Source organism: Roseomonas sp. KE2513, assembly GCF_016107305.1.
Lineage (GTDB): Bacteria > Pseudomonadota > Alphaproteobacteria > Acetobacterales > Acetobacteraceae > Roseomonas.
In genome coordinates, this window is sequence record NZ_RCVR01000033.1 from 22,348 (window position 1) to 37,948 (window position 15,601).

The 15,601-nt window shown below is 70.6% G+C and carries 14 protein-coding genes and 1 tRNA gene; 4 read left to right on the forward strand and 11 right to left on the reverse strand.

Annotated features, from left to right (window positions below; translation table 11 throughout):
• Positions 1-67: 67 nt before the first annotated feature.
• Positions 68-1,243: a M20 aminoacylase family protein gene (locus tag D9599_RS23545; protein WP_198383741.1), complete on the forward strand. Its 1,176-nt coding sequence runs from the start codon at positions 68-70 to the stop codon at positions 1,241-1,243.
• Between the two features lie 21 nt (positions 1,244-1,264).
• Here the strand turns inward: D9599_RS23545 and D9599_RS23550 are convergent, their stop codons facing one another.
• From D9599_RS23550 to D9599_RS23565, 4 genes are read right to left on the reverse strand one after another with little or no spacing between them, the layout of a single operon-like run.
• The gene (locus D9599_RS23550; protein ID WP_198383742.1) at positions 1,265-3,331 is read right to left on the reverse strand and encodes an acetate--CoA ligase family protein; all 2,067 of its coding nucleotides are present in this window, start codon (positions 3,329-3,331) and stop codon (positions 1,265-1,267) included.
• Positions 3,328-4,134, reverse strand: a complete 807-nt coding sequence (locus tag D9599_RS23555) for an enoyl-CoA hydratase/isomerase family protein (protein WP_309228695.1) — start codon at positions 4,132-4,134, stop codon at positions 3,328-3,330. Before D9599_RS23555 ends, D9599_RS23550 begins: the two co-directional genes overlap by 4 nt.
• Positions 4,135-4,153: 19 nt before the next feature.
• A complete protein-coding gene (locus tag D9599_RS23560; protein ID WP_309228696.1) occupies positions 4,154-5,119 on the reverse strand; it encodes a D-2-hydroxyacid dehydrogenase family protein in 966 nt (321 codons plus the stop codon).
• Between the two features lie 5 nt (positions 5,120-5,124).
• Entirely contained in the window at positions 5,125-6,117 is a 993-nt protein-coding gene (locus D9599_RS23565) for a tripartite tricarboxylate transporter substrate binding protein (RefSeq protein ID WP_198383743.1), read from the reverse strand.
• A 120-nt stretch (positions 6,118-6,237) separates the two neighbouring features.
• On the opposite strand from D9599_RS23565, the gene D9599_RS23570 reads away from it, so the two are divergent.
• Positions 6,238-7,140 carry a LysR substrate-binding domain-containing protein gene (locus D9599_RS23570; protein ID WP_232480825.1) on the forward strand — a complete coding sequence of 301 codons (903 nt, stop codon included), beginning with the start codon at positions 6,238-6,240 and terminating at the stop codon, positions 7,138-7,140.
• On the opposite strand, the gene D9599_RS23575 is transcribed toward D9599_RS23570, so the two are convergent.
• The 4 genes from D9599_RS23575 to D9599_RS23590 all read right to left on the reverse strand — a co-directional run bounded on the left by D9599_RS23575 (position 7,124) and on the right by D9599_RS23590 (position 10,204).
• A complete protein-coding gene (locus D9599_RS23575) occupies positions 7,124-7,930 on the reverse strand; it encodes an aspartate dehydrogenase (protein ID WP_309228697.1) in 807 nt (268 codons plus the stop codon). The two genes, D9599_RS23570 and D9599_RS23575, sit on opposite strands and share 17 nt — an antisense overlap.
• A gap of 10 nt (positions 7,931-7,940) precedes the next feature.
• Positions 7,941-8,708: an SDR family oxidoreductase gene (locus D9599_RS23580; protein ID WP_198383745.1), complete on the reverse strand. Its 768-nt coding sequence runs from the start codon at positions 8,706-8,708 to the stop codon at positions 7,941-7,943.
• A gap of 103 nt (positions 8,709-8,811) precedes the next feature.
• Positions 8,812-8,884 (reverse strand) — tRNA-His (locus D9599_RS23585).
• A 108-nt stretch (positions 8,885-8,992) separates the two neighbouring features.
• A complete protein-coding gene (locus D9599_RS23590; RefSeq protein ID WP_198383746.1) occupies positions 8,993-10,204 on the reverse strand; it encodes an aminotransferase in 1,212 nt (403 codons plus the stop codon).
• A 310-nt stretch (positions 10,205-10,514) separates the two neighbouring features.
• Here D9599_RS23590 and D9599_RS23595 point away from each other — a divergent pair, with 310 nt between their 5' ends.
• Both D9599_RS23595 and glnA read left to right on the forward strand, forming a co-directional pair.
• Positions 10,515-10,853, forward strand: a complete 339-nt coding sequence (locus D9599_RS23595; RefSeq protein ID WP_043837514.1) for a P-II family nitrogen regulator — start codon at positions 10,515-10,517, stop codon at positions 10,851-10,853.
• Between the two features lie 100 nt (positions 10,854-10,953).
• Entirely contained in the window at positions 10,954-12,375 is a 1,422-nt protein-coding gene (gene glnA, locus D9599_RS23600) for a type I glutamate--ammonia ligase (protein ID WP_198383747.1), read from the forward strand.
• Positions 12,376-12,471: 96 nt separating this feature from the next.
• On the opposite strand, the gene D9599_RS23605 is transcribed toward glnA, so the two are convergent.
• The 3 genes from D9599_RS23605 to D9599_RS23615 all read right to left on the reverse strand — a co-directional run bounded on the left by D9599_RS23605 (position 12,472) and on the right by D9599_RS23615 (position 15,586).
• Entirely contained in the window at positions 12,472-13,443 is a 972-nt protein-coding gene (locus tag D9599_RS23605) for a tripartite tricarboxylate transporter substrate binding protein (protein WP_198383748.1), read from the reverse strand.
• A 4-nt stretch (positions 13,444-13,447) separates the two neighbouring features.
• Positions 13,448-14,419, reverse strand: coding sequence for a tripartite tricarboxylate transporter substrate binding protein (locus tag D9599_RS23610; protein WP_198383749.1), 972 nt, complete (start codon positions 14,417-14,419; stop codon positions 13,448-13,450).
• Between the two features lie 177 nt (positions 14,420-14,596).
• On the reverse strand, positions 14,597-15,586 hold the full coding sequence (locus D9599_RS23615) for an ABC transporter substrate-binding protein (RefSeq protein WP_198383750.1): 990 nt from the start codon (positions 15,584-15,586) through the stop codon (positions 14,597-14,599).
• Positions 15,587-15,601: the final 15 nt, after the last annotated feature.

Here is a 15,601-nt window from a genome sequence, read left to right on the forward strand (position 1 = left end):
GCAGGGGCTTGGCACCCCGCCCCTGCCCGATCACCATCCGTCCCCTTTTGCCGCTGCCGGAGACCCCATGCCCATCATCAACCGCATCGCCGAGTTCCACGACGACATGACGGCTTGGCGCCGGGACTTCCACCAGCATCCCGAGCTGAACTTCCAGGAGGTGCGGACAGCGGGGATCGTCGCCGACAAGCTGCGCGAGTTCGGCTGCGACGAGGTGATCACGGGCATCGCCACCACCGGCGTCGTGGGCGTCATTCGCGGGCGCGGGGAGGGCGGAGCGATCGGCCTTCGCGCGGACATGGATGCGCTGCCGATCCACGAGGAATCGGGCGTGCCCCACGCCTCCCTCACCCCGGGTGTCATGCATGCCTGCGGGCATGACGGGCACACCGCCATGCTGCTCGGCGCCGCGCGCTACCTCGCGGAGACGCGGAACTTCTCCGGCACCGCCTACATGATCTTCCAGCCCGCCGAGGAGATGGGCGGCGGCGGCGAGGTCATGGTGAAGGAGGGGCTGTTCGAGCGCTTCCCGATGGACCGCGTCTTCGGCCTGCACAACTGGCCGGGCGCCCCCGAGGGTACCTTCCTGTGGCGCGTCGGGCCGGTGATGGCGGCGGTGGCCGATATCCGCATCACCGTGACCGGCAAGGGCGCGCACGGGGCGATGCCACACCAGGGTAACGACCCGATCGTCATCGCTTCCCAGATCGTCACGGCCTTCCAGTCCATCGTGGCGCGCAACGTGGAGCCGGTGGAGGCCGGGGTGATCACCATCGGCAAGATCGAGGGCGGCATGGCCTTCAACGTCATCCCGGAGGTGGTGAACCTGCGCGGCACCGCCCGTTGGTATTCTCCGGAAGTCGGCGACATCCTGGAGAACAAGGTGCGCTCGCTCGCGACGGGCATCGCCGCAGCCTATGGCGCGGAAGCGGAGGTGCATTTCGACCGCATGTACCCCGCGACCATCAACGAGGAGACGAGCACGGGCCTTGCCGCCGAGGCCGCGCGCGCAGTGGCGGGGGAGGCGAAGGTGCAGTTGCTGCCCAAGCCCACCATGGGAGGCGAGGACTTCTCCTTCATGCTGAACGCGAAGGACGGCGCCTACCTTATGCTCGGCGCCGGCCGCACGCCGGAGGACCCGCAGGTCCACCATCCCCGCTACGACTTCAACGATGCGGTGCTGCCGCTCGGCGCTTCCTGGTGGGCGACGATGGTGGAGCGGCAGCTGCCCCGGCAGGGATAAAGCCGGGACTGAGGGCCGGGTTCAGCCGAGGACGGCCAGCCCGTCCACGGCGCGCACCCCCTCCCCTTCTGGCAGGACGAAGAGAGGGTTGATCTCGGCCTCCAGCAGCCGCTCCCCCGCCGCCCCAACCATGGCGGCGAAGGCGAGGATCGCGTCCACCAGCGCCGGCACATCGGCTGGGGGTGCGCCGCGGTAGCCTCGCAGCAGGGGGGCGGTGCGCAGTTCCGCAACCATCCCCTCCGCGTCGGCGCGGGTAATGGGCAGCAGGCGCAGCGCGGTGTCACCCAGCAGTTCCGCCGCCACGCCGCCCATGCCCAGCAGCAGCGCGGGGCCGAGCTGCGGGTCGCGGTGGAAGCCGAGGATCAGCTCCACGCCGCCGCGCACCATCTCCTGCACGAGGAAGCCCTCGGGCGCGGGGGCGCCGGCGGCACGCAGCCGTTCCAGCATGGCGGCGGCGGCCTCCGGCAGGGCGGCTGGCGGCAGGCCCACGGCCACGCCGCCAAGGTCGCTCTTGTGCGGGATGTCGCGGGAGAGAACCTTCAGCACTACGCGCTCCCCCAGGCCTTCGGCGGCGGCAATGGTGCCGGCAGGGTCGCTCGCCACCGCCTCCCGCGCCGCGGGCAGGCCGAAGCGGGCGAAGAGCGCCTTGCTCTCGGCCTCGTTCAGCGGCCCGGCCGGCAGGGCGGCGATGGCAGGGTCGGGCGCCGCGGGTGGGGGCGGCGCGGGGGGCACCGGCCGCGGCTGCAGGGCCGCGAGGACGGAGGCGGTGGCCTCGGGCGCGGTGAAGGCGGGGATGCCTTGCCCGTTCAGCAGCCGCGTCACCTCCGGCGCGTGCGGGCTGACATAGCAGAGGATGGGCTTCTCGCCCCGCGCCTGGCACTCCACCACGGCGTCAGAGGCAAGGGTCGGCTGGGCAAGGGCGGAGGACCCGACGATCACCACGGCGGCGTCGAAGGACGGGCTCTCCTGGAGCGCGTCGATGGCGCCGCGGAGCAGGTTGGGGCGCAGGCCCGCGAGGGTCAGGTCCACCGGGTTGCGCCCGGCCGAAGCCGCCTCCCCCGTCAGTGCGGCCAGGCGCGCGGCGGTGGGGGCGTCGGGCACGGGCACTTCGAAGCCGGCGAGGCCGAGGCTGTCCGCCACCAGCGTCCCCGCCCCGCCCGTGGAGGTAAGGATCGCGACCCGCTTGCCCGCCGCCCGACGGCCGGGTGCGAGAGCGGTGGGGATGTCCAGCAGGTCCGAGAAGGTTTCCGCCCGGATGACGCCGCACTGCCGGAACAGCGCGTCGTAGACACGGTCCGCGCCCGCCAGTGCGCCGGTGTGGGAGCTGGCCGAGCGGGCGCCGGATTCAGAGCGGCCGACCTTGAAGACCACGATCGGCTTGTTCATCGCCGCCGCCCGCAGCGCGACCTCTCGGAAGGCTTCGGGGCGCCGCAGCCCCTCCATGTAGACGGCGATAACGCGGGTGGCCTCGTCGTCCAGTAGGTGCTCGATGAGGTCGGTGCTGTCGAGATCCGCCTCGTTGCCGGTGGAGGCGAGCTTGGCAAAGCCGACGCCGCGGTCCGTCGCGCGGGAGAGCAGCGCGCCGAGGATGCCGCCGCTCTGCGACACGACGGAGATGGCGCCCGCGCGGAGATTTCCCATCTCCAGCGCGCCGGTGGCGGAAAGTGTGATCCGGTTCGTCAGGTTCACCAGCCCGATCGTGTTGGGGCCGAGCAGGCGCATTGGGCCCGCCGCCTCCTTCAGGGCCCCCTGCCGGCGCGCCCCTTCCTCATCCGTCTCGCCGTAGCCGCTGGCAAGGACGATCGCGGCCGCCGTGCCGCGGGCGGCGAGGTCGCGCACGGCGGCTTCCGCGCGCTCGGGGCCGAGGAGCACGATGGCGGCGTCCGGCGCCTCCGGCAGCGAGGCGACGTCCGGGTAGCAGGTCAGACCCGCGATTTCCGTCACGCGCGGGTTCACGGGGTAGATCGCGCCCGTAAAGCCGTGCTTGCGGAGGTAGCCGACCGGCCGTCCGGTCATCTTCGTCGCATCGGCCGAGGCGCCGATGACGGCGACGCTGCGGGGGGCGAGGAGGCGCGCGATGGCGTTCACGACGAGCCCTCCTTCCGCTTCGCGCTGCGCTCCAGGAAGGCGGCGACGGAGTCGAGGTGGTCCTGGGATGAATAGCAGATTGCCTGGGCTTGGCTGCCCAAGGAGAAGACCTGCTCCATGCTCAGTTCGAAGCTCTGGTCGAGGATGGTCTTGCTGAGCGCGACCGCCCCGGGCGCGTTCTTCGACAGCTCGGCCGCCCAGCCCTGCGCCTCCGCCACCAGCGCCTCGGGCGCGGCCACGCGGTCGATCATGCCGATCCGCAGCGCCTCCTCCGGCTGCACGGTGCGGCCGGAGAAGATGAGCTCCTTCGCGCGGGATAGGCCGACGCGGCGCGGCAGGAAGTAGAGGCCGCCGCCGTCGGGAATCAGGCCGCGCAAGACGTAGCTCATCGCCAGCATCGCGGCCTCGGAGGCGATGACGAAGTCGCAGCACAGCGCGAGATCGCAGCCCAGCCCGGTGGCGGCGCCGTTCACCGCGGCGATGGTCGGCTTAGGCAGGGTGTGCAGCGCCGAGAGCATGTGGTGCGTTCGGTGCTGCCGCCGCCAGCCGTTGATGCCGATCATTCCCTGCGGCGCGCTCAGCCGCTGCTGCATGCCCTTCACGTCGCCGCCCGAGCAGAAGCCCTTGCCGCTGCCGGTGACGACAAGGGCGCGGATGCTCTCCTCCTTGGCGACATGGTCGAGCGCGTCCAGCATCTCGTAGCGCATGGCGTCGTCGATGGCGTTTCGCGCCTGAGGGCGGTTCAGCGTCATCGTGGCCACGGGACCATCTGTGGTCAGGATGATGGCGTCGTAGGTTTTCACGGCTCTCTCCGGGCGGGCGTCAGGCGGCCCGCGGTTGGGGTGTCAGCGGGTGCGGCAGCGGCTGGCCGACGTCGAAGGCGCGCAGCGCGGCCACCGCCCCCTGGAAGTAGAGGCGATAGTTCTCGGCGGTGACGTAGCCGAGATGCGGGGTCAGGATGGTGCGCGGTGCGCGCAGGAGAGGATGGTCCGGCGGCATCGGTTCGATGTCGTGCACATCGATGGCGGCGCCACCGAGATGGCCGAGTTCGAGCGCCGCCAGCAGCGCCGCCTGGTCCACCAGTCCCGCCCGCGCGGTGTTCACGAGCAGCGCGCCCGGCCGCATCGCCACCAGTTCCGCCGCGCCGAGCGTGTTGCGGGACCGCTCGCCGAGAACGAGGTGCAGCGTGACGACATCGGATGTGGCCAGCAGCGCCGCCTTCTCCACGCGGCGCGCGCCGGCGGCCGCGGCGGCTTCCTCAGTCAGGTTGCTGCTCCAGGCGATCACCTCCATGCCGAAGGCGCGGCCGAGCGCCGCCACCTGCCGGCCGAGCTTGCCCAGGCCGATCACTCCCAGTGTCGCCCCTTGCAGGCTGCGTCCCGGCCCGGTCTGCCACCTTCCGGCCCGCAGCGCCGCGTCCTCGAAGGGCACCCGCCGCGCGAGGGAGAGGATGAGCGCCCAGGTCATCTCCACCGTCGGCGTATCGAGGGAGGGCGTGCCGCAGGCGGCGATGCCACGCGCTTCGCAGGCCGCGAGGTCCAGCAGCCGGTTCTTCGCCCCGGTGGTGACCACCAGCCGCAGCTCCGGCAGGCGCGCGATGAGGGACGCGGGAAAGGGCGTTCGCTCGCGGATCAGCACCACCGCGTCGAAGCCGGCCAGCCGCTCGGCCAGCACCGCCTCGTCAGCTACATGGTCGGGGAAGAAGGTGATCGGCAGGCCGGACCAATCGGCCGACCCGCGCGCGGCGGCGCCGAAATCGTCGAGCACCGCGATGCGGCGCAGCGGCACGGCCGCTACTCCGCCTTGATGTTGGCGCGGCGCACCACGTCCGCCCACCGCTCGCGGTCCTCGGTCAGGAAGCGGGCGTAGTCGGCCGGGGTGGGGCTCGGCTGCACCTCCACGCCCTCGTCCAGCAGGCGGCGGGCAATCTCGGGGTCGGCGAGCGTCGCGTTCAGCGCGGTGTGCAGCCGCGCCACGCGGTCCGCCGGCATGTCCTTCGGCCCGACGATGCCGTACCAGGTGGAGGAGAGGATGGTTGGGAAGCCCTCCTCTCCCGTGGTGGGGATGTTCGGCATCACGGCAGAGCGGGCGCCCGCGGCCAGGGCGATGGCGCGCAGGGCGCCGGACTCGATATGCGGCTTCAGCGGCGCGAGCGCATTGGTGATCATGCTCAGCCGCCCCGCCAGCACGTCGGTCAGCGCAGGGCCCGTGCCGCGATAGGGCACGTGCTCCATCTGCACGCCGAGGGTCAGCGCGATCATGGCGGGCAGCACATGGCCGGTGGTGCCGACGCCGGGGGAGCCGTAGGTGAGCGGCGGGTTCGCCTTCTTCGCGACCTCCTGCAGTTCCCGTAGGTTGCGGGCGGGCACGGAGGGGTTGAGGCAGATGACGTTGGGCGCCTGCCCGATGAAGCCGACCGGCGTGAAGTCCGCGGCCACGTCATAGGGCACGCGCGGCTGCACGAGGCTGCTGATGAGAAAGCTGCCACTGCCGGCGAGCAGCAGGTCGTAGCCCTCCGTCCTCGACTTTGCGACGAGATCGTTGCCGATCAGTCCGCCCGCGCCGCCGCGGTTCTCCACCACGAAGGTCTGGCCCAGCCGCTGGCCCATGCCCTCTGCCACTAGCCGGCCCACCACGTCGTTGCTGCCGCCCGTGGCGAAGGGGATCACGAGGCGGACGGGACGGTCGGGGTAGCGCTCCTGGGCGCGGACGGGGCGGATCAGGCCCGGCATGACTAGTGCGGGCATCACAAGGGCGGGCAGGGTCAGGGCGGCACGGCGGCGCATGGGCATTCCTCCTCCCCGGGATCTGTCCCGGTGGCTTTCCTGCCGGTGCGGCCGGCGGCCCCCTCGTTTGGGGGAACTGGAGCATGCGCGCGGACCAGGGTGGCGGCCAGGGAGGAATGGTTGAGCTGCCCCAACCTGGGGTTATGCTGGCGCATGGTGGATGACCTACCCTCCCTCGCCTCCCTCCACGCCTTCGTGCTGGTGGCGGAAACCGGCAGCCTCAGCGCGGCGGCGACGCGGCTGAACGTCACCCAGCCCGCCGTGAGCAAGCGGCTGAGGGAGCTGGAAGCTCGGCTGGGCGTGCCGCTGCTCCGGCGCGGCGCCAACCTCGTTCGGCTCACCGAGGCTGGCGCAGCCTATGCGGAGGCGCTGGGCGAAGGTTTCACCCGGATCCGTGCGGCCACCGCCGCCCTGCAAGGGGGATCGCGCCCGGTGCGGGTGCTCGCCTATACCACCTGGGCGCTGCGCTGGCTGATTCCGCGCCTGACAAGTTTCCGCGCGGCGCATCCGGGCATGGAGGTGGAGGTCTCCACTTCCACCGACGCGCATGCGGCGAGCGACGCACGAGCGGACGTGGCCGTACGCACCTCCCCTGCCGAAACGCCGCCCGCACCGGGCGCGCTGCGGCTGCAGCCGGTGCTACTGGCACCCTTCGCTGCGCCCGCCCTCGCGCGCGGTCGGTCGCTCGCGGGGCTGCGCCTCCTCGCCAGCCGCGTCCGGCCGAATGACTGGACGCTATGGCACGCGGCGCACGGGTTGGCACCCGCTTCGGCGCCGCTGGTCTTCGAGAGCACCACCCTGGCCATCCAGGCGGCGATGGAGGGCATGGGGGCCGTGATCTGCTCCCCCGCCTTCGTCGAGCGCGAGTTGCGCGGTCGCGTCCTGCGCCGACTGGCCCCCGACACCATCCCGGCCGGGGACCACTACTGGCTGATCCGGCCCGCCGGCCCCCTGCGCCCGGCCGTGGCCGCCTTCACGGACTGGCTGCTGGAGGAGGTGGCGGAGCCTAGCTGCCCACCTTGAGCGTGGAGACGAGGCCGCGCAGGAGGGAGAGGATCGAGAGAGGGGTGAGCTTGCCCGTGCGCGGGTTGGTCTCGCTCGGCACCCCCTCCACGGTCATGGTCAGGCGGGCGGCGCCGGCTTCGGCGCGGATGGTGTGGGTGTTGCGGGGCAGGCCGGGCACGGCCCAGATCTCCACCGTCGTGCGCTCCGGCCCGATGCCGGCCAGGGCGAGGGCGGCGGCGACGTTCACGTTGGCGGGGAAGCCGCGCGCCGCATCCAGGGCATTTCCCTTGAAGACGAGGGTCGGCTCCGTCACCGCGGCCATATCGAGGCCCTTCTCCGCGAGGTAGGGGGCGCCCTCCAATCCGCGGGGCGGCTTACGAGTCTCGATGGTCACGCTCTCCACCGGCCCCTCGGCGACGGCACGGATGGCGTCGAGGCCCAGCAGGGCTCCGGTGGGCACGAGGATGCGGGCGCCGGTGCGGCGCGCCTCCTCCACGAGGTGCATGCGGGGTAGCAGCGCGCCGACCGAAGCGGGGACGAAGAGGCGCCCCCGGGCGATGGCGGGGCGCGCCACCTCCTCGAAGACGGCGGCGGGGGCGCATTCCACGACGATCGCGGCCTCATCGGCCAGCGCGGCGAGAGGGACGAGCTTCGGGCGATAAGCGAAGCCGGCGAGGTTCGCCTCGGCCTTCGCGGCGTCGCGGGCCGAGACGGCGACGAGGCGCAGCCCTTCCGGCTGCCTGTCCAGCAGCCGGGCGAGTTCCAGGCCGATGGCGCCCAGGCCTGCAATCGCGACAGTCTTCTCCACGGAAATCTCCTCAGGGAACCGGCGAGAGGCCGCCATCGACGTTGATGGCGGTGCCGGTGACGTATTCGCCGGCCGCGGAGACGAGCGCCAGAGCCATGGCGGCGAACTCCTCCGCGCGGCCCATGCGGCCCATGGGGATGGCGCGGCCGGCCTCCTCCTTCCATTCCTCGTAGGTCTGGCCGGCGGGGTCGGCGGCGTGGCGGCGCACCCACTGGTCGCTGTCGATCTTGCCGACGAGCAGGGCGTTTACGTTGATGCCGAGCGAGGCCCCCTCCCCCGCCAGCACCTTCATCAGGGCCAAGCCGGCGGCGCGGGAGACGGCTGTGGGGGCGCCGCCCGCGGGCGGCGCCTTGGCCCCGGTGTTCAGCACATTGATCACCCGCCCGAAGCGCCGCTCCGCCATGCCTGGCCAGGCGAGGCGGGTGAGGCGGATGGCGGCGAAGAGCTTCAGGTCGAGGTCCGCCTGCCAGTCCGCGTCGGTAATCCGGGTGAAGGGCGCGCGGCGGGAGGTGCCGGCGTTGTTGACGAGGATGTCCACTCCGCCCAGCCCCGCTTCGGCGGCGGCGAAGGCGCGCTCGCAGCCCTCGGCGGTGGCAAGGTCCGCCTGAACGGGCACGCTGCCGGGGAGGGAGGCGGCGGCTTGGGCGAGCGGCCCTTCCTCCCGCGCGACGATCGCGACCCGGGCGCCGACCTCGGTGAAGGCGCGGGCCATGGCGAGGCCGAGCCCGCGCGAGCCGCCGGTGACCAGGGCGCGGCGCCCTTCGAGGCTGAGATGCAAGGCCGTTCCTCCGATCCTTCGCGGCGCCAGTCGTGAAGGATGCGGCGCGGCTGTCAACCGGGAGGGGGGCGACTGGGCGGACTGGAGGGGAAAAGGGGAGATGGGCGACCTACGGGGCTCGAACCCGTGACATCCACGACCACAACGTGGCGCTCTACCAACTGAGCTAAGGCCGCCATACCGCCGGAACCGAAGGTTCCGGCAACCGACCGGGAGTTCCGGCCGGCGGCGCGGTTTAGGGTGCCGGACGGGCTCCCGTCAACGGGGGTTATGCCCGGCCGGGGTCAGCCGGCCGCGCGGACCGCCCCGCGGGCGCCTTTCCAGGCGGCGAGGCGGCCCAGCGCCTCGTCCAGAACGGCGTCGGCCTTGCAGAAGGCGAAGCGGGCATAGTGGTTCGGCGCCCCCTCCCCCGCATAAAAGGCCGAGACGGGAATGGCCGTGACCTTCGCGGCCTCGGTGATGTGGCGGCAGAAGGCGACATCGTCTCCGGCAAAGCCGAGCGGGCGGAAGTCGGCCGTCACGAAATAGGAGCCCTGGGTGGGCAGCACCCCGAAGCCGAGTGCCGAGAGCCCGGCCGCCAGCCGGTCTCGCTTTGCCCCGAGCGAGGCGGAGAGCCCGGCGAAATAGGCGTCATCCAGCCCGAGGCCCACGGCGATGGCCCGCTGCAGGTTAGGCGGCGTGGTGAAGGTGAGGAGCTGGTGCGCCTTGGCGACGTTGGGTGCGAGGGAGCGGTCGGCGGTGACGTATCCGACCTTCCAGCCCGTCAGGCTGAAGGTCTTGCCGGCGCTGCCGATGCGCATGCAGCGCTCCCGCATGCCTGGCAGGGTCATCAGCGGGATATGGGACCAGCCGTCGAAGGTGAGGTGTTCATAGACCTCGTCGCAGATGGCATAGGCGCCGTGGCGCTGGACCAAGTCGGCGATGAAGGCGAGCTCGGCGGTGGTAAAGACCTTGCCGGTCGGGTTCATCGGGGAATTGAGCAGGATCGCCTTCGTGCGCGGGCCGAAGGCGGCGGCCAGTTCCGCGCGAGGCAGCTCCCACTTCGGCGGCGTGAGGCGGACGAGCTTCGGGATGGCACCGAGCATCCGCACCACCGGCAGGTAGGTGTCGTAAAGCGGCTCGATCAGCACGCACTCGTCGCCGGGATCGAGGACGGCCATGAGGCTGGCGGTGATCGCCTCGGTTGCGCCGGAGGTGACAACGACCTCGGAGGCCGGGTCGATTTCAAGCCCGTAGAAGCGGCGGTTCGCCGCCGCCACCGCGGCGCGAAGTTCCGGCACGCCGGTCAGCGGCGGGTACTGGTTGCGGTGGTCCAGCAGGGCATCGGCCGCGGCACGCAGCACCGGCTCCGGCCCCTCGTAGTCCGGGAAGCCCTGGCCGAGGTTGATCGCCCCGTGCTCCACGGCGAGTGCCGACATCACGGTGAAGACGGTCGTCCCGGTTCCGGAGAGAAGGGCGTTCTGCGGCTTAAGGGACGGATGGGAGGGGGCGTTCATGCTTGGCCTGGACGTTCCGGAGGGGGCGGCGGTGCGGGTTCCGCGCGGATCGGGCCCGGGAGGGGTTCGGACCCATGATGGGGTGAGGCGCCCGCTGGCGCAATCGCGCCTGGGCGAATTGCCTATTAAATGGGCAAAATGCCCCATCTCCCCTTCTCCGACGGGAGGGGCTTTCCAGAATCGCCCGGCTGCGGCATTGCCCGGGCGGCACGGGCCGTGCAACGTCCGCCGGCCAGCGGCCCTCAGTACGGGGTCGCGGCCAAGACGCGGGAGGAGCGGGGTGCCCCGGACCCCGCGGGATACGGAGCCGATGAAAAAGATCGAAGCGATCATCAAGCCCTTCAAGCTCGACGAGGTGAAGGATGCGCTGCACGAGATCGGGTTGCAGGGCCTGACCGTGGTCGAGGCCAAGGGTTTCGGCCGTCAGAAGGGGCACACCGAACTCTACCGCGGCGCGGAATACGTCGTGGACTTCCTGCCGAAGGTGAAGATCGAGGTGATCTGCTCCGACGACCTAGCCGAGCGCGCCGTGGAGGCGATCACCGCCGCCGCGCGCACGGGTCGGATCGGAGACGGCAAGATCTTCATCACCGAGGTGCAGGACGTGGTGCGGATCCGCACCGGGGAGCGCGGCGAGGAAGCCGTGTAGCAGCTCTCCCGCCCGCTGGCCCGAGGGGGCGCGGGCGGGCCAGGCGGGGCAGGAACGGTCCCGCAAGTTTAACGCGTTTCAGCCGAATAGGGGCCATCGAATGGCGAATAGTAAGGAAAGCGTCTCCAAGGTGATGGAGATGATCAAGGAGAACAGCGTCGAGTACGTGGACTTCCGGTTCACGGACCCGAAGGGCAAGTGGCAGCACACCGCCCAGCACGTCTCCACCATCGAGGAGGACACCTTCTCTGAGGGGATCATGTTCGACGGCTCCTCGATCGCCGGCTGGAAGGCGATCAACGAGTCTGACATGATCCTCATGCCGGACACGCTGAATGCCTGCATGGACCCCTTCAGCGCGAAGCCGCAGCTGATTCTCTTCTGCGACATCATCGAGCCCTCGACCGGCCAGCTCTACTCGCGCGACCCGCGCGGCACGGCGAAGAAGGCCGAGGCCTATCTCAAGTCCTCCGGCATCGGCGACACTGCCTTCTTCGGCCCCGAGGCCGAGTTCTTCGTGTTCGATGACGTGAAGTTCGGCACGGGCGGCAACTACGGCATGTACCGCCTCGAGAGCGGTGAGGGCCCGGGCGCCTCCATGAAGGAGTTCCCGGAGGGGAACATGGGCCACCGCCCCGGCGTGAAGGGCGGCTACTTCCCGGTGAACCCGGTAGACTCCGAGGTGGACCTGCGCGCCGAGATGCTCTCCACGATGATGGAGATGGGCGTCCTCGGCGAGAAGCACCACCATGAGGTGGCGCAGAGCCAGCACGAGCTCGGCACCAAGTTCGGCCCGCTGATCACCCAGGCCGACCACATGCAGATCTATAAGTACTGCATCCACAACGTCGCGCATTCCTACGGGAAGACGGCGACCTTCATGCCGAAGCCGATCTATGGCGACAACGGCTCGGGCATGCACGTGCACCAGTCCATCTGGAAGGACGGAAAGCCGCTCTTCGCCGGCAACGGCTACGCGGACCTGTCGGACCACGCGCTGTGGTACATCGGCGGTATCATCAAGCACGCGAAGTCGCTGAACGCCTTCACCAACCCGCTGACCAACTCCTACAAGCGGCTGATCCCGGGCTTCGAGGCCCCCGTGCTGCTAGCCTACTCGGCCCGCAACCGCTCCGCCTCCTGCCGCATCCCCTACGCGACGAGCCCGAAGGCCAAGCGCGTCGAGGTGCGCTTCCCGGATCCGGGCGCGAACCCCTACCTCGCCTTCGCCGCGATGCTGATGGCGGGCCTGGACGGGATCAAGAACAAGATCCATCCGGGCGAGCCGATGGACAAGGACCTCTATGACCTGCCGCCGGAGGAGCTGAAGGGCATCCCGACGGTCTGCGGTTCGCTGCGCGAGGCCCTGCAGTCCCTCGAGGCCGACCACGAGTACCTGCTGGCCGGCGACGTGTTCTCGAAGGACCAGATCGAGAGCTACATCGAGCTGAAGTGGCAGGACGTGTACCGGTTCGAGCACACCCCGCACCCGGTCGAGTTCGAGATGTACTACTCGGTCTGAGCCACTTCGCTCACGGCTGATCGCTTGGGGGCGGCCCGCGTCGAGAGACGCGGGCCGTTCCTTTTTCGGGCCCGCAGTGGGTTAGGAGCGAGTGGGTCAAGAGAGCTTGATGCCGGCGGCGCGGATGAGCGTGCCCAGCCGGGCGCTCTCCGTTTGCATAAAGCGGGTGAACTCCGCGGGGGTGCTGCCGACGCCCTGCACCTCCATGCCGCGCAGGCGGGTGCGCACCTCCTCCGTAGCCAGCGCGGCGACAACCGCCGCTTGCAACCGCGCCACCCGGTCGGGCGGTGTCGCGGCCGGCGAGAAGAGGCCGCAGATGTCGGAGAGGGCATAGTCGGGGATGCCGCATTCCGCGCCCGTCGGCACGTCCGGCAGGCTCGGGATGCGCTCGGCGGTCACGGCCATCAGGGGGCGGGCGCCGGCGGCCAGGGCGGGCTGCAGCGTACCAACGGAGTTGAAGCTCGCCTCCACCACCCCGGCCGCGAGGTCACGCGCCGCGTCGGCACCGCCGCGATATGGAACGTGCTCCAACCGGATGCCGGTGCGGAGCTGCAGCAGCTCCGCCGCCATGTGCTGAGCGGTCGCGTTGCCGGGCGTGCCGTAGGTGATGGGCTCCGGCCGCTTGCGGGCGAGAGCGAGGAAGCCTGCCGCATCCGTCACCGGAAAATCCCTCCGCACCGCGAGTACCGTCGGGAAGAGCACGACCAGGCTGACGGGGGCGAAAGCCGTCGCGTAGTCGAAGGACAGGCCGCTGAAGAGGTGTGGGTTGGAGGCCTGCGTGAGCGTGGAGAGAAGGACGGTGTGCCCATCCGGCGGCGCGGCGGCGACGAAGGCGGCGGCGTTGGTGCCGCTCGCGCCGCTGCGGTTCTCCACCACGACTGTTTGGCCGAGCACCTCGCCCATGGCGGGCGCGATCAGCCGCGCGACGGTATCGGCCGCGCCACCAGGGGCAAAGCCCACTATCAGGCGCAGCGGACGCGCGGAGATGGGCTGGGCCCGCAGCGCGGCGGGCGCGGCAAGCCCCGCGCCGGCGAGGATCGCGCGGCGGGGGAACAAGGGGCGTCCCATCACCCTAGACCGTGATCTTGGCGTCGGTGATCAGCTTCCGCCAGGTCTCGAATTCCTGGCGAAGGGTAGCAGCAGCCTCGGCGCTCGTGCTGCCGCGTCCCTCCGCACCGACGCGTTCGAGGCTTGTGGCCGTCTCGGGGCGACGGATAACCTCCATGGCCGCAGCATGCATGCGTGCGATGATTCGGTCCGGCGTCGCGGCCGGAACGAGCAGCGCGAGCCAGAGATCCACGACGAAGTCTTCCATCCCGGACTCCCGCATCGTCGGCAGGTCCGGAAAGGCGGCGCTGCGCTGCGGGCCGGTGGTGGCCAGCGCACGCAGCTTGCCGTCGTTCACCAGGCCACGGGCGCCCGCGATGCTGCTGAAGGCGAAGGCCACCTGCCCTGTCATCATGTCGGTGAAGCCCGCCGCGATGCCGCGGTAAGGGACATGCGTCGGCTCGCAGCCGGTGATGCGGCCGAACATCTCGCCCGCCAGGTGCGGCGTGGTGCCGGTGCCGGCGGAAGCAAAGCTCAGCCGTCCCCGGTTCGCGCGCGCATGGGCGACGAAGTCAGCGATGCTGCGCACCGGAAGGTCCGGCCCAACGACGAGAACGAGCGGCGAGCTGGTGAGGATGGAGACCGGCCGCAGATCCTTGAAGAGATCATAGGGCACCCGCGACTGGAGCGAGGGATTGATGACGACCGCCGGGTCCATGATGAGCTGCACGTAGCCGTCAGACGCCGACTTCGCGACGTAGTCGGTGCCGACGACGCCGCCCGCCCCCGCACGGTTCTCGGCCACGACGGATTGGCGCAGCGGTTCGCTCAGGCCTTGCGCGAAGACGCGGCCGACATAGTCCACCACGCCGCCGGGCGCGTAGGGCAGCACGAGGCGGATCGGGCGGTCCGGGAAATCTTGCGCCCAGGCTCGGCCTCCACCGGTAGCCGCCAGCGCCGTGGCGGAGAGAAGGGTGCGCCTGTTCAACTTCAGCATGGGGTGCCATCCGCCCGAAGGTGTCGCCGACCGTGCCACGCGCTTCCGTAGTGTCTTACGGCGGCTCTTGCGGCCACCCGTTGTGCATGCGCGGCTGGTTCGCGCCGCGGTGTCACAAGCGATCCGAGCATTTGCGCGGACATAATGTCAAGACATTAGCCCGTTGCTCAGCAATCCTCAGACCTTCGCCAGATCCTGTACGGAGGCCGGGAAAAGCTCCTCGACCGCGAGCTGGCGCACTGTCAGTCCCTGCGACCAGGCGTAGTGCGTCATGCGTTCTAGCACATGCGCGTTCGCCGCGGCGCCATAGGGCCAGAAGTCGTAGCCCATGAGCGCGCGCGTGCGCTCCAGTTCGTCCACTGCCCAGGGTAGCGTGGTATAGAGATGGCCGATCTTCGCGTTGTCGATGAGGCAGAGGCGCTTGGCTTCCTCGAAGGCCATCTGCACGTTCACGGGCAACCAGGGGAAGCGCTCCACGAGGGAGCGGCGGATGCCGACGAGATGCATGATGGGAAAGATGCGCGTCTCGCGGAAATAGGCCTCCTCCGCCGCACGGTAGTCGGGGAAGAGCCGCACGACCTCCGGCACGCGCCCGAAGCAGGAGGGCGCGCGGGCAGAGAGAAGCGCGTCGATCGCGCCGGAGGCGAGCTGGCCGGAGAGCGTTTCCCCCTCGGGGATGGGGCGCAGATCGACGCCTTCGGGGAGGTTGATAGAGACGACATTGCCGCGCCCCGGTTCCTCCAGCCCGCCGCTGCGCCAGCGCATCTCCTCCGGCTGCACACCGTACTGGTCCGCAAGGATGCCGCGCATCCAGAGCGCGACGGTCATCTGGTATTCGGGCACGCCCACGATCCTGCCCCGAAGGTCCTCCGGCCGCGCGATGCCGCGGTCCGTGCGGATGTAGAGGGAGGAATGGCGGAAGAGGCGCGAGGGAAAGACGGGGATGCCGACATAGGGGCAGCGCCCCTCCGCGAGCTGGACCATGTAGCTGGACATGGAGAGCTCGGTGACGTCGAACTCCTGGTGGCGGAAGTTGCGGTGGAAGGCCTCCTCCGGTGACATGGCGACGGGGTAGAGGTCGCAGCCGGCGACCGTCACGCGCCCGTCGAACAGCGCGCGCGTGCGGTCGTAGGCGACGCAGGAGAGGCTGAGCGGGACGCGGCTCACCGCAGCAAGGCCGGC

Bases quoted from the DNA above. Each gene is read 5' to 3' on its own strand.
- D9599_RS23545 (WP_198383741.1), top strand. From the start codon at position 68: ATGCCCATCATCAACCGCATCGCCGAGTTCCACGACGACATGACGGCT.
- D9599_RS23565 (WP_198383743.1), bottom strand. From the start codon at position 6,117: ATGCGCCGCCGTGCCGCCCTGACCCTGCCCGCCCTTGTGATGCCCGCA.
- D9599_RS23590 (WP_198383746.1), bottom strand. From the start codon at position 10,204: ATGAACGCCCCCTCCCATCCGTCCCTTAAGCCGCAGAACGCCCTTCTC.
- D9599_RS23595 (WP_043837514.1), top strand. From the start codon at position 10,515: ATGAAAAAGATCGAAGCGATCATCAAGCCCTTCAAGCTCGACGAGGTG.
- glnA (WP_198383747.1), top strand. From the start codon at position 10,954: ATGGCGAATAGTAAGGAAAGCGTCTCCAAGGTGATGGAGATGATCAAG.
- D9599_RS23605 (WP_198383748.1), bottom strand. From the start codon at position 13,443: ATGGGACGCCCCTTGTTCCCCCGCCGCGCGATCCTCGCCGGCGCGGGG.
- D9599_RS23610 (WP_198383749.1), bottom strand. From the start codon at position 14,419: ATGCTGAAGTTGAACAGGCGCACCCTTCTCTCCGCCACGGCGCTGGCG.